Source organism: Dyella marensis (assembly GCF_900112865.1).
Classification (GTDB): domain Bacteria; phylum Pseudomonadota; class Gammaproteobacteria; order Xanthomonadales; family Rhodanobacteraceae; genus Dyella_D; species Dyella_D marensis_A.
On the sequence record NZ_FONH01000026.1, the window covers coordinates 24,115 to 44,256 of the forward strand.

Consider the following 20,142-nt stretch of genomic DNA (forward strand, 5'->3'; position numbering starts at 1 on the left):
GCTTGCTTTCGTTTGAAGGGAATCCCCATGCCGCTCCGCCATCTCCCCTTTGCCGTCCTCGCCGCCGCGCTGCTCGCCGGTTGCGCCTCCCAGAGCGCCCGCACGGGCCGCGTGCCGGACGGCAGCCATGCCCAGGTGGCGATCCTGGAGACCACTGACATCCACTCCAATGTGCTGAGCTACGACTATTACAAGCTCAAGCCCGATGCGACGGTGGGCTACGAGCGCACCGCCACGCTGATCCGCCAGGCCCGTCAGCAGTATCCGAACAGCTTCCTGTTCGACAGCGGCGACACCATCCAGGGCAGCGTGCTGGCCGACTACCAGGCGCAGGTGAAGCCGCTCGGCTGCAACGAAGAACTGTCGATCTACGCCGCCATGGATGCGGTCGGCTACGACGGCGGCACCGCCGGCAACCACGAGTTCAACTACGGCCTGCCGTTCCTGTCGCAGGTCACCGGCACGCCGATGAACGTCGACGGCGGCCGCAGCGACCGCTGCGCCGGCCCGCATTTCCCGCTGGTGCTGGCCAACGTGTTCAGCGCCCGCGACGGCGCGCCGATCTTCAAGCCGTGGGCGGTGGTGGAGAAGTCGATCCAGGTCGACACGCCCGGCGGCGGCAAGCGCAGCGTGCCGCTGCGCGTGGGCATCATCGGCTTCACCCCGCCGCCGATCCTGGAATGGGACAAGCAGAACCTGGAAGGCAAGGTCACCGTGACGGGCGTGGTCGAGGCGGCGAAGAAATACCTGCCCGAACTGCAGGCCCAGCACCCGGACCTGATCGTGGCGGTGCTCCATGGCGGCCTCAACACGGCCGCCTATACCTCCGACATGGAGAACGGCGGCTGGCACCTCGCCGCCGTGCCCGGCATCGACGTGCTGCTGCTGGGCCATTCGCACACCGAATTTCCCGGTCCGCATTACAAGGACATGCAGGAGGTCGACGCCGAACGCGGCTTCGTGCGCGGCGTGCCAGCGGTGATGGGCGGTTTCTTCGGCAAGGACCTTGGCGTGGTCGAGCTGGCGCTGGCACGCCGCGACGGACGCTGGACCGTCGACAAGGAGCACACCCACAGCGAAGTCCGCCCGATCTGCACCAAGAAGGACGACTGCGTGCCGGCGGACGCGGCCATCGCCCCGCTCGTCGCCAAGGCGCACGAGGCCGCCGTGGCCCATGTCAGCACGCCGATCGGCGAGACCCGCCTGCGCCTGAGCAGCTATTTTTCCGACGTGGGCAACATGACCGCGCTTTCGGTGGTCAACGCCGCGGAGCGCGCCTACGTGCAGGCCGAACTGCCCAAGACCCATCCGGAACTGGCCAACGTGCCCGTGGTGGCCGCGGCCGCCGCGTTCCGCACCGGCTTCGGCGGCCCGGACGACTACACCGACGTGCCGGCCGGCCCCTTGAGCCTGCGCAGCGCGGCCGACCTGTACTTCTATCCGAACACCCTGGCGGCGGTGAAAACCGACGGCGCCGGGCTGAAGGCGTGGCTGGAGAAGTCGGCCGAGCGTTTCCGCCAGATCGATCCGTCCACCACCGCCGAGCAGCCGCTGCTCAACGACCGCATGCCCGGCTACAACTTCGACCAGCTGCAGGGCGACATCAGCTACGTGATCGATGTGACCAAGCCGGCCGGCAAGCGCATCGTCGACCTGCGCTGGAAGGGCAGGAAGGTCGACCCGAAGCAGCCCTTCGTGATCGTGACCAACAACTATCGCGCCAGCGGCGGCGGCAATTTCCCGGGGCTGGACGGCAAGAACATCGTGCTGGCCGCGCCGGACGGCACACGCGAGATCCTGGCCAAATGGCTGGAGCGCCAGCGCACGCTGAGCGCGAAGGACCTGCCGAAGGCGTCATGGCGCTTCGCGCCGGTGAAGACGCGCGGGCCGGTGGTGTTCAAGGGCGCCGCGGGCAAGGAAGCTGAGGCGCGCGAGGCGGGGGTGAAGAATGTGCGGCAGGTGAAAGACAACGGGGACGGGACGGCGGTGTACGCGATCGACCTGTCGAAGTGATTGCTTGAGCCCCTCTCCCTCTGGGAGAGGGGTTGGGGTGAGGGTACGGGCGGAGCAAAGCGCACCACTGCGCCCTTACCCTCATCCGGCTGCCGCCACCTTCCTCGCTCCTCAGAGCCGCGCACATCCAAGTGCGCTCCCCGCGTGCTCCCGAAGGAAGAAGGATTCCAACTTGGCAGCCTTACATCCCCAAGAACGACTTCCCCTGCTTCAACACCGTGTCGCACACCTTGGTGGTGAGCTGCGACTTCAGGTCGCTCGAGCCGCCGCCCACGCTGGACAGATCCAGGCTCTTGCCATTCTTCCCTTGCAGAATGCCGCTGGCGCCGCTGAGATAGCTCGGATCGCGCGTGGGATCGCCGCTCGTAGGCTGGCCGGAACTCTTCTTTTTCTTGCCCATCAGGCCACCGAGCACATCGCCGCCCGATGACGCACTGCCATTGGCCGACGCACCGCCACCGAGCTTGCCCAGCAACTGATCCTTGATGCCCGACGCACCGGAATCGCCGCCGAGGTAATTGTTCTTCACGCAGTACTGCAGCAGCCCGGCCACATTGCCCATGCTGCCGGAGCTCATCGAACCGCCGCCACCGCCGAGCAGTCCGCCGAGCTTGCCGAGGTCCTGGGCGCTGCTCGTGCCGCAGGCCAGGCCAAGGCCGAGAGCCAGGCCGGTCGCGGCGATACCGCGGATGCGTTTGTTCATGAGGAAGGCTCCTGGTTGTTGAGATCGCGGGGATTCAACACTTCGTCTCGTTACGTGGGTGTCACCGGGGTCGAGTCCTAAAGTTTCAGTTGCACCTGTTGACTGCGGTGCAGCATGGCCCGTATGGTCGATCCCATGTCGCCGCTTCCTGCCTCCATCCGCATGCTTTCCAGCCCGGTCCACGCCGGGCGCATGCCGTTGGCCGGCGCCATCGCTTCCTCCGCCACGATTATTACCACCGGTACCGGTACCACCGGCCACGGGTGGGTGTCCGCGCGCGAGTAGCTTCATCACACGCAACGGCCCCGCCCCTCGAAGAGGCGGGCCGGGCCACTCCGAACCGCCAGCGAGAGACGGGGCTCCCAACTCAAGGAGACCTCTGTGAACGCCCTCGCCCCTCAACTCGAACATCCCAAACACCCCGTGCTTGTCCGGGCGCTGCCGACGACCACTCCACGCCGCCGCATGCTGGCCGTGGGTCTGATCGGCCCCGGTCGTGTCGGCAGCGCCCTGCTCACCCAACTGCGTGCGGCGCAGACGCGCCTTTCCGAATCCGGCCTGGAACTGAAGCTGTGCGGCGTGGCCGCCAGCAAGCGCATGTGGCTGGACTGCGACGATCCGGACCTCAACCGCCGCTGCGACCGCGCCCAGATCTGGCGCCCCGCCGACCTGCGCCAGTTCGCCCGCCACGTGCTTGGCGACGACGGCCGCCACGCCCTGCTGATCGACTGCAGCGCCAACGACGAGGTGGCCGCGCACTACGCCGGCTGGCTGGCCGAGGGCGTGCATGTGGTCACCCCGAACAAGCTCGCCGGCAGCGGCCCGCTGGAGCGCTGGCAGGCGATCCGCGCGGCCAGCCATGCCGGCGCGCGCTTCCGCTACGAAGCCACGGTCTGCGCCGGCCTGCCGGTAGTGCAGACGCTGCGCGACCTGCTCGACACCGGCGATGAGCTGCTCGCCGTCGACGGCATGTTCTCCGGCACGCTGGCCTGGCTGTGCAACCGCCACGACGGCGGCCGGCCGTTCTCCGCGCTGGTGCGCGAGGCGCATGCGCTGGGCTATACGGAGCCCGATCCGCGCGACGACCTGTCCGGCCTGGACGTGGCGCGCAAGCTGGTGATCCTCGCCCGCGAAGCCGGCTGGGCGCTGTCGCTGGACGACGTGGACGTGCAGAGCCTGGTGCCCGCCGAACTGGCCGCGCTGGACGCCGACGCCTTCATGGCGCGCCTGGACGAACTGGACGCCCCGATGGCCGCCCAGCTGGCCATCGCCCGCGCCGAGGGCGGCGTGCTGCGCCACGTCGCCAGCCTGGACCGCGACGGCCGCGCCAGCGTGAAACTGGCCGTGCTGCCCGCCTCCCACCCCTTCGCGCACACGCGCCTGACCGACAACGTGGTGCAATTCACCACGCGCCGATACCACGATAATCCGCTGCTGGTGCAGGGACCGGGCGCCGGGCCGGAAGTGACGGCCGCGGGCGTGTTCGGCGACCTGCTGCGCATCGCCGAGTCGCTGGAGGCACGCGCATGAACGCCCAGCTCGCTGCTCAGAATCCGGAACCGATGGCCCGCTCTCCCCAACGCGCTCTTTCCGCCCAGGCCCTCGCGCCGGCCAGTGTCGGCAACGTCGGCATCGGCTTCGACATCCTCGGCCACAGCGTGGCCGGCGCCGGCGACCGCGCCCGGGTGCGCCGCATCGACGAGCCCGTCGTGCGCATCGCCGCCATCGAAGGCTGCGTCGTCGACCTGCCGCTCGATCCCGCGCAGAACACCGCCGGCATGGCGCTGATGGCCCTGCGCAAGGCGCTGGGGCTGCGCCATGGCTTCGAACTGGTGCTGCACAAGGGCATCGCGCTGGGTTCGGGCATGGGCGGTTCCGCGTCGTCCTGCGTGGCTGCCCTGGTGGCCGCCAATGCGCTGCTGGAACGTCCGCTGCCGATGGAGTCGCTGTACGGTTTCGCGCTCGAAGGCGAAGCCGTGGCCAGCGGCGGCCGCCACGGCGACAACGTGGGGCCGATGCTGCTCGGCGGCCTGGTGCTGGCCACGCGCGACCGCCTGGTGCGCGTGCCCGTGCCGGACGCCTGGCATTGCGCCCTGGTCCATCCGCACATGGTGCTGGAGACGCGCAAGGCGCGCGCCGCGCTGGCCGGCGCCTATCAGCTGGGCGAGTTCGTCGCGCAGAGCGCGAATCTTTCGCTCATGCTCGCCGGCTGCTGGCAGGGCGATGCCGGGCTGGTACGCGAAGGCTTGAACGACGTGCTGGTGGAACCGCGCCGCGCACCCTTGATCCCTGGCTTCGCGCGGGTGAAGCAGGCGGCGATGGACCATCGCGCGATGGGCGCGAGCATTTCCGGCGCCGGCCCCAGCGTGTTCGGCTGGTTCGAGCAGCGCGACGAAGCCAAGGCCGCCGCCGCCGCGATGGCCGCGGCCTTCGCCGAGGCGGGGCTGGACAGCGACACGCTGGTCTCGCCGATCGCCGGTCCCAGCGCCGCATTGATCGACGTGGAGCGCAAGGCATGAGCGAACCCCTGCTCTATCACAGCACGCGTGGCGCCGCGCACGGCGCCGGCATCGGCGAGGCGATCGCCGCCGGCCTCGCGCCGGACGGCGGCCTGTATGTGCCCGAGGCCCTGCCCAGCCGGCGCCCGGACGACTTCGACCCCGACGGCACGCTCGCCGACACGGCGGCACGCCTGCTGCGCCCCTTCTTCGCCGGCCATGCGCTGGCCGCGGAACTGCCGGCGATCTGCGCCGAGGCCTTCTGCTTCGACGCGCCGCTGCGGCCGCTGCCGCAGCACCCCGGCGCCGCGATGCTGGAGCTGTTCCATGGGCCCAGCGCGGCCTTCAAGGATTTCGGCGCGCGCTTCCTGGCCAGCTGCTTCCGCCGCCTGCGCAAGGCCGGCGAGGCGCCGCTAACCATCCTGGTCGCCACCTCCGGCGACACCGGCGCGGCGGTGGCGGCCGCATTTCACCGGCAGCCCGGCGTGGAGGTGGTGATCCTCTATCCGGATGGATTGGTCTCGCCGCGCCAGGCGCACCAGCTCGGTTGTTTCGGCGACAACGTACGCGCCCTGCGCGTGGCCGGCCGCTTCGATGATTGCCAGCGCATGGTCAAGGCCGCGCTCAACGACACGGCGCTGCAGGCGCAGCGGCCGCTGTCCTCCGCCAACAGCATCAGCCTCGGCCGCCTGCTGCCGCAGATGGCGTACTACGCGCACGCTTCGCTGCGCTGGTGGCGCGAGCATCGCCGCCCGCTCAACTTCATCGTGCCCACCGGCAACCTGGGCAATGCATTGGCCGCCGTGTGGGTGCGCGAGATGGGGCTGCCGGTCGGCGCGATCGAGCTGGCCTGCAATGCCAACGAGACGCTGCCGGACTACTTCGCCGGCACGCCCTATGCGCCGCGCGCCGCGGTCGCCACGCTGGCCAACGCGATGGACGTCGGCGCACCGAGCAACTTCGAGCGCCTGCGCTGGACCTTTCCCTACGACGACGACCTGCGCGGCCAGCTCTCCTCGCACAGCGTCGACGACGACACCATCCGCGCCACGGTGCGCCGGCATGCGCTGGAGCACGGCGAAGTGTTCTGCCCGCACACGGCGACGGCGATGCACCGGCTCGACCTGCGCCAGGAAAAAGCGGACTGGGCCGTGGTGTCGACCGCGCATGCGGCGAAGTTCGAAAGCGTGGTCGAACCGCTGATCGGCCGCGGCGTCGCCGTGCCCCCGGCGCTGCAAGCGATGCTGGCGCGACCGGCCCAGGCCGAAGCGATCGAGGCCAGCGACGACGCGCTCAAGCAGTGGCTGCTCCCGCAACCGGCTCACGTCCGTAGGTTGGGGTAAGCCGCAGGCGAACCCCAACGAGCCTCTCCTTTAACCGTGAGGTCTGTTGGGGTTCGCCTTCGGCTCACCCCAACCTACGTCGAGTCGGTTTTTTGTGCCCCGCCACATCCGTGTTTTGGCCCGGCAAAGCAGAGTCCGAATGGACCGTACGGCATGGCATGGTAGTGCGGATCGACCGTCGTACCAGTCCACGCAATCTACTGATGCGCGTCGACTTCCCTGCCGACCTTCGCACACGCCTGTAGGAATAGTCTGGATTTCAGCCATTTCCTCCATGTGTGCCGACATGCGCGGAATCGGCGCCGAATGGCGCTCTCATCCCATCCGGCCATCTGGACGTCCAAATGTGATCGAGTCAGTTTTTTTCGATCATTACACAAGAAACTGTTGACACGCCCTGACGAGCCCCGTTAGGGTCGATGACATGTCGCAACGCAACACCACCGCAAGCATCGCCGAAAGGACCCGCCCTCCAGCGGTTCCAGGCCTGCTGCGGCTGCGCGGCAACCTCCTTCTTGCCCTTGTACTCGTACTCCTTATTACCAACGGAGGTGCGGGCTGAGGGCGTGTGTCCAGGTAAAGCAAAACTGACCTGAATACCCCAAAGAACCCCGCACCCGAACAGGATGCGGGGTTTTTTGTTGCCCTCGGCGCAGCGCCAGCAGCGGAGCCGACATGAATCACGAAACCCAGCACAGCAACGACAGCAGCGAGGACGGCGTAGTAGCCGACGACCGCGTGCGCATCTTCGACACCACCCTGCGCGACGGCGAACAGGCGCCAGGCTTCGGCATGGACCGCCGCGCCAAGCTGCGCATGGCGCACGCGCTCGAGGCGCTCGGCGTGGACGTGATGGAAGCGGGCTTTCCGCAGGCTTCGCCGGACGATTTCGCCGCCGTCGCCGACATCGCCAAGGCGGTTCGCCACTCCACCGTCTGCGCGCTGGCGCGCTGCCAGGCCGCCGACATCGACACCGCCGGCCGCGCGCTGGAAGCCGCGCAGCACTCGCGCATCCATGTGTTCCTGTCGACCAGCCCGCTGCATCGCGAGCACAAGCTGGGCATGAGCAAGCAGCAGGTGATCGACACCGCCATCGCTGCCGTCGAGCGCGCCAGGGCGCTGTGCCACGAGGTCGAGTTCTCCGCCGAGGACGCCATGCGCACCGAGCCGGACTACCTGGCCGAAGTGTTCAGCGCGGCCATCGCCGCCGGCGCCACTACGGTCAACGCGCCGGACACGGTCGGCTACGTCACCCCCGCCGAAATCGCCGAACGCTTCGCCTACCTGCGCAAGCACGTGAAGGGCGCCGAGCGCGTGGTGTTCTCCTCGCACTGCCACGACGACCTGGGGATGGCCGTCGCCAACAGCCTGGCCGCGGTCAGCGCCGGCGCGCGGCAGATCGAATGCACCATCAACGGCATCGGCGAACGCGCCGGCAACGCCTCGCTGGAAGAAGTGGTGATGGCGCTGCGCGTGCGCGGCCCCTACTTCGGCGTGGACTCGCGCATCGACGCGCGCCGCCTGGTGCAGACCTCGCGCCTGCTGACCCAGCTGACCGGCCAGGCCGTGCCGCGCAATAAGGCCATCGTCGGCGACAACGCTTTCGCGCACGAGTCGGGCATTCACCAGCACGGCATGCTCAAGCACCGCGGCACCTACGAAATCATGCGTCCGCAGGACGTCGGCATGGGCGAGACCAAGCTGGTGCTGGGCAAGCATTCCGGCCGCCACGCGCTGCGCTCGCGCCTGCAGGCGCTGGGCCACACGCCCGAAGAAGCCGCGATGGACGACATCTTCGCGCGCTTCAAGGCGCTGGCCGACAAGAAACGCGAAATCCACGACGAAGACCTGGAAGCGCTGGCGCTGGGCCAGGATCCGGACGCTGCCGGCCCCTGGCGGATCGTGCAGTTGAACAGTTCCTCGCACCTGGGCGGCAGCGCCTCCGCCTCGGTGCGGCTGGCCCACGACGATGGCCGCGAGATCGGCGAAGCCGCCATCGGCGACGGTCCCGTGGACGCGGTCCTGCGCGCGATGGAACGCGCCACCGGCACCGACCTGGAGCTGACCCAGTTCCAGGTGCGCGCCGTCAGCGAAGGCGGCGACGCCCAGGGCCAGGCCCAGCTCACCGCGCGCCACGCCGCGCGCAACTGGCGCGGCAACGGCGTCAGCACCGACATCGTCGAGGCCACCGCGCTGGCCGCGCTTTCCATCGTCAACCGCATCGAGCGGCAGGCCGCCCCGTCCGCCGCCGCGCAACCGCAAGTCCAAGGAGCCACCGCATGACCACGCCCTTTCTCTGGCACAACGGCCAGATCAAGCCGTGGACCGAAGCCACGGTCCACGTCAGCACCCACGCGCTGCACTACGGCTCCTCGGTGTTCGAGGGCGAGCGCGTGTATGCCACGCCGCAGGGCCCGGCCTATTTCCGCCTCGCCGACCACACGCGGCGCCTGTTCGAGTCGGCGCGCGTGTACGAGATCGAGGTCGGCTACAGCGAAGACGAGATCAACGCCGCCTGCATGGAAGTGATCCGCGCCAACCGCATGGGCTCGGCCTACGTGCGTCCCATCGTGTTCCGCGGCGCCGGCGGCCTGGGCGTGCTGGCCAAGCCGGGCGCGCCGGTGGACGTGGCGATCATGGCGATGGAATGGGGCGCCTACCTGGGCGATGCGCGCGAGCAGGGCGCCGACGTGTGCGTGTCCTCGTGGCAGCGCCCGGCGCCGAACACCGTGCCGAGCTGGGCCAAGGCCGGCGGCAATTACCTGAGCAGCCAGCTGATCGGCCTGGAAGCGCGCCGCGGCGGCTACGCCGAAGGCATCGCGCTCGGCCACAACGGCCTGCTGAGCGAAGGCGCCGGCGAGAACGTGTTCGTGGTCAAGAACGGCAAGCTGCTGACCCCGCCGACCAGCGCCGGCATCCTGGCCGGCATCACCCGCGACACGGTGATGACGCTGGCCGAAGACCTCGGCATCAAGGTCGAGGAACGCGACCTGCCGCGCGAAGCGCTGTACACCGCCGACGAAGTGTTCATGACCGGCACCGCCGCCGAGATCACCCCGGTGCGCTCGGTCGACCGCAAGCCGGTCGGCACCGGCCGCCCCGGCCCGATCACCCGTGCGCTGCAGGACGCCTTCTTCGGCCTGTTCGATGGCAGGACCGACGACCGCTGGGGCTGGCTGGCGCCCGTGCACGTGCAGGCCGCCGAGCAGGTGGCCGCATGAGCGCGCGCACCCTGTTCGAGAAACTGTGGGACGCGCACGTCGTCGCGCCCGAAACCGCCGACACGCCGGCCATCCTGTACATCGACCTGCACCTGGTGCACGAAGTCACCTCGCCGCAGGCCTTCAGCGAACTGCGCGAGCGCGGCCTGAAGCTGCGTCGCCCCGATCGCGCGCTGGCCACGCTGGACCACTCCACGCCGACCCTGCCCGCCAACGACAAGGGCGAGCGCCCCTACGCCAACGAGGAAGCCAAGGCCCAGGTCGCCCAGCTGGAAGCGAACTGCCGCGAGTTCGGCGTCGAGCTGCACGGCTGGGACAGCAGCGAGCGCGGCATCGTGCACGTGATCGGCCCCGAGCTGGGCGCCACCCAGCCGGGCATGACCATCGTATGCGGCGACAGCCACACCTCCACCCACGGTGCCTTTGGAGCATTGGCCTTCGGCATCGGCACCACCGAGGTCGGCCACGTGATGGCCACGCAGTGCCTGCTGCAGCGCAAGCCGAAGACGCTGGCGATCCATGTCGACGGCCAGCTGCCCAAGGGCATCGGCGCGAAGGATCTGATCCTGCACATCATCGGCGAGATCGGTGTCGACGGCGGCACCGGCCATGTCATCGAATACCGCGGCGAAGCCATCGAGGCCTTGTCGATGGACGAGCGCATGACGGTCTGCAACATGTCGATCGAGGCCGGCGCGCGCGCGGGCCTGATCGCACCCGACGACACCACCTTCGCCTGGCTGAAGGGCCGTCCGCGCGTGCCGCAGGGCGCGGCGTGGGATGCGGCCGTGGCCAAGTGGCGCGCGCTGCGCACCGACGCCGGCGCCAGCTACGACCGCGAAGTGCGTATCGACGCGAGCAAGGTCAAGCCCACCGTCACCTACGGCACCCATCCGGGCATGGCCATCGCCATGGACGCTCCCGTGCCGGCCGCGCGCTCGGCGCAGGAAACCCGCGCGCTGGACTACATGCGCGCCCAGCCCGGCAAGCCGATGCAGGGCACGCCGGTGGACGTGGTGTTCATCGGCAGCTGCACCAACTCGCGCCTGTCCGACCTGCGCGAGGCCGCCGCGATCTTGCGCGGTCGCCGCATCGCCGAAGGTGTGCGCATGCTGGTGGTGCCGGGTTCCGAAGCGGTGCGCCGCGACGCCGAGCGCGAAGGCCTGCACCAGGTGTTCACCGCGGCCGGCGCCGAGTGGCGCGTGCCGGGCTGCTCGATGTGCATCGCCATGAACGGCGACCTGGCGCAGCCGGGCCAGCTGGTGGTCAGCACCTCCAACCGCAACTTCGAAGGCCGCCAGGGCAAGGGCGCGCGCACCGTGCTGGCCAGTCCGGCCACCGCCGCCGCTTCCGCGCTGGCCGGCTCCATCGCCGACCCGCGCGAATACGTCAACGAGGCCGCTGCCGCATGAAAGCCGTCACCCGCATCCATTCGCGTACCGCAGTCCTGGCCGACGAGAACATCGACACCGACCGCATCATTCCCGCGCGCTTTCTTACCACCACCGAGCGCGCCGGCCTGGGCAAGCTGTGCTTCAACGACTGGCGCTATCTGCCGGACGGCAGCGACAACCCGGCCTTCCCGCTGAACCAGCCGCAGGCCAAGGGCTGCGCGATCCTGGTCGCCGGGCGCAACTTCGGTTGCGGCTCCTCGCGCGAGCACGCGCCGTGGGCGCTGCTGGACTTTGGGATCCAGGCGGTGCTGTGCAGCGAGATCGCGGACATCTTCCGCAACAACGCGCTGAAGAACGGCCTGCTGGCCATCGTGGTGTCCGATGCCGAGCACCGCTGGCTGCTGGATCACCCCGGAACCGAGCTGAGCATCGACGTGGAAGGCCAGTACATCGCCCTGCCCGACGGCGGCCGCATTCCGTTCCAGCTCGAACCCTTCGCCCGCCACTGCCTGCTGAACGGCGTCGACCAGCTCGGCTACCTGCTGCAGCACGACGACGCCATCGCCCACTACGAACAGCATCTGGAGCAAGCCGCATGAAAGCCCGCATCGTCACCCTGCCCGGCGACGGCGTCGGTCCGGAAGTCACCGCCGCCGCCGTCGCCGTGCTGGACGCCGTCGCCGCCCACTACGACCATACGTTCGACTACGAGCAACACCTGATCGGCGGCTGCGCCATCGACGCCACCGGCGAACCGCTGCCGGCCGATGCTCTGGCCGCGTGCAAATCCGCCGATGCGGTGCTGCTGGGCGCAGTCGGCGGGCCGAAGTGGTCCGATCCGTCCGCGCCGGTGCGTCCCGAGCAGGGCCTGCTGGCGCTGCGCGCGGCGCTGGGCGTGTACGCCAACCTGCGTCCGCTGCAGGTGCATCCGGCGCTCACCGCGCTGTCGCCGCTGAAGGACGACAAGCTGCGCAACGTCGACGTGCTGTTCGTGCGCGAGCTCACCGGCGGCGCCTACTTCGGCGCCAAGACGCGCACCGTCGATACCGCCACCGACGAGTGCAAGTACACCGTGGTCGAAGTCGAGCGAGTGGTGCGCCGCGCCTTCGAGCTGGCGCGCGGCCGCCGCCACAAGGTCACCTCGGTGGACAAGGCCAACGTGCTGGAAACCTCGCGCCTGTGGCGCAGCACGGTGCAGCGCATCGCCGCCGACTATCCGGACGTGAAGCTGGAGCACCAGCTGGTCGATTCGATGGCGATGCTGCTGCTGACCCAGCCGGCCAGCTACGACGTGGTGGTCACCGAGAACCTGTTCGGCGACATCCTCACCGACGAAGCCGCCGCCCTGGCCGGTTCGCTGGGCCTGCTGCCCTCCGCCTCGCTGGGCGAAGGCGCGCGCGGCCTGTACGAGCCGATCCACGGTTCGGCGCCGGACATCGCCGGCAAGGGCGTGGCCAATCCGGTCGGCGCGATCCTCTCCGCGGCGATGCTGCTGCGCCATTCGCTGGGCCTGGAAGAAGAAGCCGGCGCAGTGGAAGCGGCGGTCGAGCACGTGCTGGAGCACGGCCCGCGCAGCCGCGACATCGGCGGCGACGCCGGCACCGCGGCGATCCGCGAAGCCGTGGTGGCCGCGCTGGACGAACACGTCGCCAACTCGGAAGCCTTTTTCAGCGGAGCGCGCGCGTGCGGCTGAGCCATGTCCCCATGGTTCGCGCCAGCGCGGCCTCCGTGCCGTCTGCTTCCCCCTGCGTGCAGCGGGATATGAGGGCGTCGCTCACTCCGCCCCGGGTGAACGCCACTCCCCGCGCCCTGTCCCGCGTGCCCCTGCGCGCAGGGGGAGCAACCCATCGCAGCCACCGATGTACCGCAACCCGGAGTTTGTCTTTCCATGCGCAGTGACCTCATCAAGACCGGCGCCGACCGCGCCCCCGCGCGCGCGATGCTGCGCGCCACCGGGCTGGACGACGGCGCCATCGCCAAGCCGCTGGTGGCGGTGGTGCATACCTGGTCCAACGTCAGCCCCTGCAACCTCAACCTGCGCGAGCTGGCCGAACAGGTGGCCGAAGGCATCCGCGCCGCCGGCGGCACGCCGATCGAGTTCAACACCATCGCCGTCACCGACGGCATTGCCATGGGCACGCCCGGCATGCGCGCCTCGCTGATCAGCCGCGAGGTGATCACCGACTCGATCGAGCTGGCCGTCGACGGCCACTGCCTGGACGCGATGGTGGTGCTGTGCGGCTGCGACAAGACCATCCCCGCCGCCGCGATGGCGATGGCGCGCCTGGATATCCCTGCAGTCGCGCTGTACGGCGGCACCATCGCGCACGGCACGCACGATGCGCATCCGATCACCATCCAGCAGGTGTTCGAGGCGGTCGGCGCGCATGGCGCCGGCAAGATCGACGACGCCGAGCTGGCTGCGGTCGAGCGCGATGCCTGCCCGGGCGCCGGTGCCTGCGGCGGCCAGTTCACCGCCAACACCATGGCGATGGTGCTGACCACGCTGGGCCTGTCGCCGATGGGTTTCAACGACATTCCCGCCACGCATCCGGCCAAGGCCGCGGCGGCACGCCGCTGCGGCGAGCTGGTGATGGATTGCCTGCGCGAGCAGCGCACGCCGCGCGCGCTGATCAATCGCACCTCGCTGCGCAACGCCGCGCGCATGGTCGCCGCCACCGCCGGCTCCACCAACGCAGTGCTGCATCTGCTGGCAATCGCGCGCGAAGCCGGTGCGCCGTGGACGCTGGAAGATTTCGAGCCGGCCTCCAAGCACACGCCGGTGATCGCCGACCTGCTGCCGGGCGGCCGCTATACCGCGGTGGAAATGTTCGGCGCCGGCGGCGCCGCGCGCGTGGCGCAGGAACTGATCGCCGCCGGCATGCTGGACGACGTTCCGACCGTCACCGGCCGCAGCCTGTTCGAGGAAGCCGCGGCGGCGCCGCGCGCGGAGCAGCAGGACGTGATCCTGCCGGTCGGCCAGCCGCTGAAGCCGCGCGGCGGCTATTCGATCCTGTACGGCAACCTCGCGCCGGAAGGCTGCATCCTCAAGCTTGCCGGCAAGGGCGCCACCCATTTCGAAGGCACCGCCCGCGTGTTCGAAAGCGAGGAGCAGGCCTTCGCCGCCGTGCAGCAGGGCCGCATCGCCAAGGGCGACGTGATCGTGATCCGCAACGAAGGTCCGGCCGGCGGCCCGGGCATGCGCGAGATGCTCGGCGTCACCGCCGCGCTGATCGGCCGCGGCCTGGGCGACGACGTTGCGCTGATCACCGACGGCCGCTTCTCCGGCGCCACCCACGGCTTCATGGTCGGCCACATGGCGCCGGAAGCGGTGCGCGGCGGCCCGATCGCGTTGCTGCGCGACGGCGACCGCATCCGCATCGATGCCGGCCTGCGCGAAATCGCCACCGACGCCGATCTGGCCGAGCGCCGCCAGCACTGGACGCCACCCGCACCCAAGGTCACCACCGGCGCGCTGGCCAAGTACGCGCGCCTGGTCGGCTCCGCTTCCGACGGCGCCAATACGCACCCCGAAACATCCGTCGCTACCCCCAAACACGTCCAAGTCACCGCTACCGAAGGAGTCACCGCATGAGCAGCACCACTTCCAACCCGACGCTGGCCAACGCCCGCATCGCCGTGCTCGGCTACGGCAGCCAGGGCCGCGCGCACGCCCTCAACCTGCGCGACTCCGGCCTGGACGTCGTGGTCGGCCTGCGCAAGGGCGGCCCCTCGTGGGAACGCGCCAGCGCGGAAGGCTTCACCGTGGCCGAGCCGGGCGAAGCCGTGCGCGGCGCCGACCTGGTCGCCGTGCTGACGCCCGACATGGTGCAGCCGGCGCTGTACAAGGAATCGATCGAGCCGAACATCAAGGCCGGCGCCGCGCTGCTGTTCGCGCACGGCTTCAACGTGCACTTCAAGCAGATCGCCCCGCGCGAGGACATCGACGTGATCCTGGTCGCGCCGAAGGGTCCGGGCGCGCTGGTGCGCCGCGAGTACGAGATCGGCCGCGGCGTGCCCAGCATCTGGGCGATCCACCAGGACGTCACCGGCCAGGCCGAGGCCAAGGCCAAGGCCTATGCCGACGGCATCGGCGGCGGCCGCGCGCTGCTGATCAAGACCGACTTCAAGGAAGAGACCGAGACGGATCTGTTCGGCGAACAGGCCGTGCTGTGCGGCGGCGCCAGCTCGCTGGTGCAGGCCGGTTTCGAGACCCTGGTGGAAGCCGGCTACCAGCCGGAGATCGCCTACTACGAAGTGCTGCACGAGCTGAAGCTGATCGTGGACCTGTTCTACGAAGGCGGCATCGCGCGCATGCTGGAATTCGTCTCCGAGACCGCGCAGTACGGCGACTACGTCAGCGGCCCGCGGGTGATCGACGCCGGTACCAAGGCGCGCATGAAGGATGTGCTGACCGATATCCAGGACGGCACCTTCGCGCGCAACTGGATCGCCGAGTACCAGGCCGGCCTGCCCAACTACAAGCGCTTCAAGCAGGCGGACCTGGAGCATCCGATCGAGCAGGTCGGCGCCAAGCTGCGCGCGCGCATGTCCTGGCTGCAGGCGGGTGCCGCCAAGGCGGCCGGCGAGCCGCTGAAGAAGGTGGGCTGAGCCAGCTCGCGCTTAGTACCTCAAGCTCACGGCGTACCCCCTTCTCCCTCCGGGAGAAGGTGCCGGCAGGCGGATGAGGGTTCGGCCGGAGCGGTGCACATCATTCTTGCGCTCCGCCCGTACCCTCACCCCAACCCCTCTCCCGAAGGGAGAGGGGCTTTACCTCGCCATCCTGCGGGCGCGAGGCTCAATCCAAAGGAACCCGCTTCACCATGAACGCGCTGCTGCCGCACACCTACGACGCTGTCCCCGAAGACGACGCCACCCATCCCCTCAATGCGTTGCGCATGAGCGGCGCCGAGGTGGTGGTACAGGTACTGGCCGACGAGGGCGTGGACGTGCTGTTCGGCTATTCGGGCGGCGCCATCCTGCCGGTGTACGACGCGGTGTTCCGCTACAACGCCACGCATATCGGGCCCAGCGGCGGCGAGCCGATGCCGCTGATCGTGCCGGCCAACGAGCAGGGCGCGGGCTTCATGGCGGCCGGCTACGCACGTGCCTCGGGCAAGGTCGGCGTGGCCATCGTCACCTCGGGCCCCGGCGCCACCAACATGGTGACGCCGGTGCGCGACTCGATGTCCGATTCGGTGCCGATGGTAGTGCTGTGCGGCCAGGTGCCGACCACCGCGATCGGTTCGGATGCGTTCCAGGAAGCGCCGATCGCCAACATCATGAGCGCCTGCGCCAAGCATGTGTTCCTGGTCACCGACGCCGAGAAGCTGGAAGCCACCCTGCGCACCGCGTTCGAGATCGCGCGCAGCGGCCGGCCCGGGCCGGTGGTGGTGGATATCCCCAAGGATGTACAGAACACCCTGCTGCCGTTCCACGGCGAGGGCCTGCTGCCGATGCCCGGCTATCGCGCGCGGCTGCAGCGGCTGGAGCAATCCACCCTGGACGACGCGCAATGCGTGGCCTTCTTCGAGGCACTGGCACAGTCCAAACGTCCGCTGATCTACGCCGGCGGCGGCACCATCGCCTCCGGCGCTTCCCATGAGTTGCGCGCCTTCGTCGCCGACTACGGCCTGCCCGTCACCACCACCCTGATGGGCCTGGGCGCTTACGACACCACCGAGCCGCTGGCCCTGCACATGCTGGGCATGCACGGTACGGCCTATGCCAACTACGCGGTGGAGGATTGCGACTTCCTGTTCACGCTGGGCGCGCGCTTCGACGACCGCGTGGCGGGTGTGCCGGACAAGTTCGCGCCGCAGGCGAAGTTCATCGCGCAGATCGACATCGACCCGGCCGAGATCGGCAAGGTCAAGAGCGTCGACTGGCACCATACGGGCGACCTGACGCGCACGCTTGCGCAGCTGCGCGCCTGGGGCGAACGCCACGGCTGGCGCGAGCAGCTGTCCGCACGCTATGCACCCTGGCATCGCCACGTGGCGGAACTGAAACAGGTGCACGCGCTGGACTACGACCGCGCCAGCCCGCTGATCCAGCCCTATGCGGTGATCGAGGAGATCAACCGCCATACGCAAGGCCACGCAGTGATCAGCACCGGCGTCGGCCAGCACCAGATGTGGGCGGCGCAGTATTTCGACTTCCGCGAGCCGCGCCATTGGCTCAGCTCCGGCTCGATGGGCACCATGGGCTTCGGCCTGCCCGCGGCGATCGGCGCGCAGTTCGCGCGGCCTGGCGCGGTGGTGATCGATATCGACGGCGACGCCAGCATCCGCATGAACCTGGGCGAGCTGGAAACCGTCACCACTTACGGCCTGCCGGTCAAAGTCGTCGTGCTCAACAACATCGGCGACGGCATGGTGCGGCAGTGGCAGAAGCTGTTCTTCCGCGGCCGCTTCGCTTCCTCCGACAAGAGCCTGCACCGCAAGGACTTCATCAAGGCCGCGCAGGCCGACGGTTTCGAGTGGGCACGCCGCCTGGAGCGCAGGGAAGAACTGGCGGCCACCATCGCCGACTTCCTCGCCCACCCGGGCCCGGCCTTCCTGGAGGTGATGATCGACCCGGATGCCGGCGTGTATCCGATGGTCGGCCCCGGCGCCACTTACGCGCAGATGATTACCGGCGATCACATCGCCTCGCGCCAGGCCGTGCAGGCCGACGGCGCCGCCAGCGACATGTTCTGATCGAGAGACTCATGAAACACACGCTTTCCATCCTGCTGCAGAACGAAGCCGGCGCCCTGGTGCGCGTGGCCGGGTTGTTTTCCGCGCGCGGTTTCAATATCGACTCGCTCACCGTGGCCGCCACGCAAGACCCGGCCGTCTCGCAACTGACCCTGGTGATGCACGGCGCCGACGAGGCGGTGGACCAGCTGATCAAGCAGACGCGCAAGCTGGTGGACGTGATCGAGGTCAGCCATCCCGCCGCGGAAGCGCTGCAGTGAACGCGGTGGCCGCGCACCGGCCGCCGACGGAAGAAGCGGACCACGACCTGCTGCGCCGCACGCTGGCGGCGCGGGTCTACGAGGTGGCGCGGGAGACCGCACTGGAATCGGCGCCGCTGCTGTCGGCACGGCTCGGCCAGCGCGTGCTGCTCAAGCGCGAAGACCAGCAGCCGGTGTTCTCCTTCAAGCTGCGCGGCGCCTACAACAAGATGGTCGGGCTCGACGCGGCGCAACGCGCGCGCGGCGTGATCGCCGCTTCCGCCGGCAACCATGCGCAGGGCGTGGCGCTGGCGGCGGCGAAGCTGGGCCTGCGCGCCGTGATCGTGATGCCGGTGACCGCGCCGCAGGTAAAGATCGATGCGGTGCGCCGCCTCGGCGGCGCCTGGGTCGAGGTGGTGCTGGCCGGGGATTCGTACAGCGATGCGCAGGCCGAGGCCGCGCGGCTCGAACAACAGCACGGCTACACCTTCGTGCATCCCTTCGACGACCCCGCCGTGATCGCCGGCCAGGCCACCGTGGGCATGGAAATCCTGCGCCAGCATCCGGGCCCGCTGCATGCGGTGTTCGTGCCGGTGGGCGGCGGCGGCCTGCTCGCCGGCGTGGCGGCCTATATCAAGGCGCTGCGGCCCGAGGTGAAGGTGATTGGCGTGCAGACCGTCGACTCCGACGCGATGGCGCAGTCGCTGGAGCAAGGCGAACGCGTGACGCTGGACGAGGTGGGCCTGTTCGCCGACGGCACCGCGGTCAAGCGCGTGGGCGCGGAAACCTTCGCGCTGTGCCAGCGCCATGTCGACGCCATGCTGCGCGTCGATACCGACGCCATCTGTGCGGCGATCCGCGACGTCTTCCAGGAAACCCGCAGCGTGCCGGAGCCCTCCGGCGCGCTGGCCCTGGCGGGGCTCAAGCAGTACGCGGCCACGCACCAGCTCGACGACGCCACCCTGGTCGCCATCGTCTCCGGCGCCAACCTCAACTTCGACCGCCTGCGCTTCGTGGCCGAGCGCGCCGAAGTGGGCGAGCAGCGCGAGGCGGTGTTCGCCGTGACCATCCCGGAAGAACGCGGCAGCTTCCGCCGCTTCTGCGCGACGCTGGGCCAGCGCTCGATCACCGAATTCAACTACCGCATCGGCGATGCGGCCAGCGCGCATATCTTCGTCGGCATCCAGATCCGCCAGCGCGACGAGCGCGAGGCGCTGACCGCCGCTTTCGCCGCGGAAGGCTTCGGCGTGCTGGATCTCACCGACGACGAGCTGGCCAAGCTGCACCTGCGCCACATGATCGGCGGCCGCTCCCCGCTGGCCCACGACGAGCTGCTGTACCGCTTCGAGTTTCCCGAGCGCCCCGGCGCGCTGACCCGCTTCCTCGGCCATATGCACCCGGACTGGAACATCAGCCTGTTCCATTACCGCAACCATGGCGCGGACTACGGCCGCATCCTGGTCGGCATCCAGGTGCCGGCCGGCGAGCGCGCGATGTTCGAGCAGTTCCTGGCCCAGCTGGGCTACCCCTGCCGCGACGAAAGCGGCAACCCCGCCTACCGCCTGCTCCTGCGCGAAGCCTCGCCCTGAAGCCCCTCTCCCCTCGGGAGAGGGGTTGGGGTGAGGGTACGGGCGGAGCGCAAGAGTGACGTGCATCGCTCCGGCCGAACCCTCATCCACCTGCCGGCACCTTCCTCGCTCCTCAGAGCCGCGCACATCCATGTGCGCTCCCCGCGTGCTCTCCCACGGGGACTACCTTCGGGTCGCCGGAGGGAGAAGGGTTCATCCCTGGGAACTGAGTAGCCCCAGAGGTAGGGGGGTACACCCCTCCCTGCGTTTATCCCTTCAGATACCCGGGAAAGGCGGCCTGCCGCCCCGCCCCGGCGAGCTTTTGCCGTGTCCGCCCCCTGCCCGGGCGGTCCGGCGCCGGTTCTCTTCCGGTGCTCCCGGAAGAGAGCGCAAGCCGCACGGACCGCGGATTGCGTGGCCTCGTCCCTCCCCTGAGACGAGTCCAACCCTGGAAACAGGGGC

General features: G+C 69.5%; 16 protein-coding genes. 14 read left to right on the forward strand and 2 right to left on the reverse strand.

Features of this window, described 5'->3' with window-relative positions:
* Positions 1 to 27: 27 nt before the first annotated feature.
* Positions 28 to 2,013, forward strand: coding sequence for a bifunctional 2',3'-cyclic-nucleotide 2'-phosphodiesterase/3'-nucleotidase (locus BM172_RS20190; RefSeq protein WP_026633376.1), 1,986 nt, complete (start codon positions 28 to 30; stop codon positions 2,011 to 2,013).
* 181 nt (positions 2,014 to 2,194) lie between these two features.
* Here BM172_RS20190 and BM172_RS20195 read toward each other — a convergent pair whose 3' ends face one another.
* Positions 2,195 to 2,716 (reverse strand): DUF2501 domain-containing protein, encoded by a 522-nt coding sequence (locus tag BM172_RS20195; RefSeq protein ID WP_026633375.1) that lies wholly within the window; start codon positions 2,714 to 2,716, stop codon positions 2,195 to 2,197.
* Between the two features lie 77 nt (positions 2,717 to 2,793).
* Positions 2,794 to 2,928: a hypothetical protein gene (locus BM172_RS22905; RefSeq protein ID WP_269320403.1), complete on the reverse strand. Its 135-nt coding sequence runs from the start codon at positions 2,926 to 2,928 to the stop codon at positions 2,794 to 2,796.
* 253 nt (positions 2,929 to 3,181) lie between these two features.
* Between BM172_RS22905 and BM172_RS20200 the strand changes: the two genes are divergently transcribed.
* The 13 genes from BM172_RS20200 (at position 3,182) to ilvA (ending at position 19,701) form a co-directional block, all read left to right on the forward strand.
* Complete coding sequence (locus tag BM172_RS20200; RefSeq protein ID WP_090423624.1) at positions 3,182 to 4,246, forward strand: homoserine dehydrogenase family protein; 1,065 nt, start codon at positions 3,182 to 3,184, stop codon at positions 4,244 to 4,246.
* Positions 4,243 to 5,235 carry a homoserine kinase gene (locus tag BM172_RS20205; RefSeq protein ID WP_026633373.1) on the forward strand — a complete coding sequence of 331 codons (993 nt, stop codon included), beginning with the start codon at positions 4,243 to 4,245 and terminating at the stop codon, positions 5,233 to 5,235. Before BM172_RS20200 ends, BM172_RS20205 begins: the two co-directional genes overlap by 4 nt.
* Complete coding sequence (thrC, locus tag BM172_RS20210) at positions 5,232 to 6,557, forward strand: threonine synthase (RefSeq protein WP_026633372.1); 1,326 nt, start codon at positions 5,232 to 5,234, stop codon at positions 6,555 to 6,557. The genes BM172_RS20205 and thrC overlap by 4 nt, the downstream gene beginning before the upstream one ends.
* Positions 6,558 to 7,232: 675 nt before the next feature.
* Positions 7,233 to 8,840, forward strand: coding sequence for a 2-isopropylmalate synthase (locus tag BM172_RS20215; protein ID WP_026633371.1), 1,608 nt, complete (start codon positions 7,233 to 7,235; stop codon positions 8,838 to 8,840).
* On the forward strand, positions 8,837 to 9,778 hold the full coding sequence (locus tag BM172_RS20220) for a branched-chain amino acid transaminase (RefSeq protein WP_026633370.1): 942 nt from the start codon (positions 8,837 to 8,839) through the stop codon (positions 9,776 to 9,778). The genes BM172_RS20215 and BM172_RS20220 overlap by 4 nt, the downstream gene beginning before the upstream one ends.
* Positions 9,775 to 11,190, forward strand: coding sequence for a 3-isopropylmalate dehydratase large subunit (gene leuC / locus BM172_RS20225; RefSeq protein WP_026633369.1), 1,416 nt, complete (start codon positions 9,775 to 9,777; stop codon positions 11,188 to 11,190). Before BM172_RS20220 ends, leuC begins: the two co-directional genes overlap by 4 nt.
* A complete protein-coding gene (gene leuD / locus BM172_RS20230; protein ID WP_026633368.1) occupies positions 11,187 to 11,771 on the forward strand; it encodes a 3-isopropylmalate dehydratase small subunit in 585 nt (194 codons plus the stop codon). Before leuC ends, leuD begins: the two co-directional genes overlap by 4 nt.
* Entirely contained in the window at positions 11,768 to 12,865 is a 1,098-nt protein-coding gene (leuB, locus tag BM172_RS20235) for a 3-isopropylmalate dehydrogenase (protein ID WP_026633367.1), read from the forward strand. Before leuD ends, leuB begins: the two co-directional genes overlap by 4 nt.
* A gap of 195 nt (positions 12,866 to 13,060) precedes the next feature.
* The gene (ilvD, locus tag BM172_RS20240; protein WP_026633366.1) at positions 13,061 to 14,767 is read left to right on the forward strand and encodes a dihydroxy-acid dehydratase; all 1,707 of its coding nucleotides are present in this window, start codon (positions 13,061 to 13,063) and stop codon (positions 14,765 to 14,767) included.
* The gene (gene ilvC / locus BM172_RS20245; protein WP_035322243.1) at positions 14,764 to 15,783 is read left to right on the forward strand and encodes a ketol-acid reductoisomerase; all 1,020 of its coding nucleotides are present in this window, start codon (positions 14,764 to 14,766) and stop codon (positions 15,781 to 15,783) included. Before ilvD ends, ilvC begins: the two co-directional genes overlap by 4 nt.
* Positions 15,784 to 15,995: 212 nt before the next feature.
* Positions 15,996 to 17,873, forward strand: coding sequence for a biosynthetic-type acetolactate synthase large subunit (gene ilvB / locus BM172_RS20250; protein ID WP_026633364.1), 1,878 nt, complete (start codon positions 15,996 to 15,998; stop codon positions 17,871 to 17,873).
* Between the two features lie 11 nt (positions 17,874 to 17,884).
* Positions 17,885 to 18,133 carry an acetolactate synthase small subunit gene (gene ilvN / locus BM172_RS20255; RefSeq protein WP_026633363.1) on the forward strand — a complete coding sequence of 83 codons (249 nt, stop codon included), beginning with the start codon at positions 17,885 to 17,887 and terminating at the stop codon, positions 18,131 to 18,133.
* Positions 18,130 to 19,701: a threonine ammonia-lyase, biosynthetic gene (ilvA, locus tag BM172_RS20260; RefSeq protein WP_026633362.1), complete on the forward strand. Its 1,572-nt coding sequence runs from the start codon at positions 18,130 to 18,132 to the stop codon at positions 19,699 to 19,701. Before ilvN ends, ilvA begins: the two co-directional genes overlap by 4 nt.
* Positions 19,702 to 20,142 lie beyond the last annotated feature (441 nt).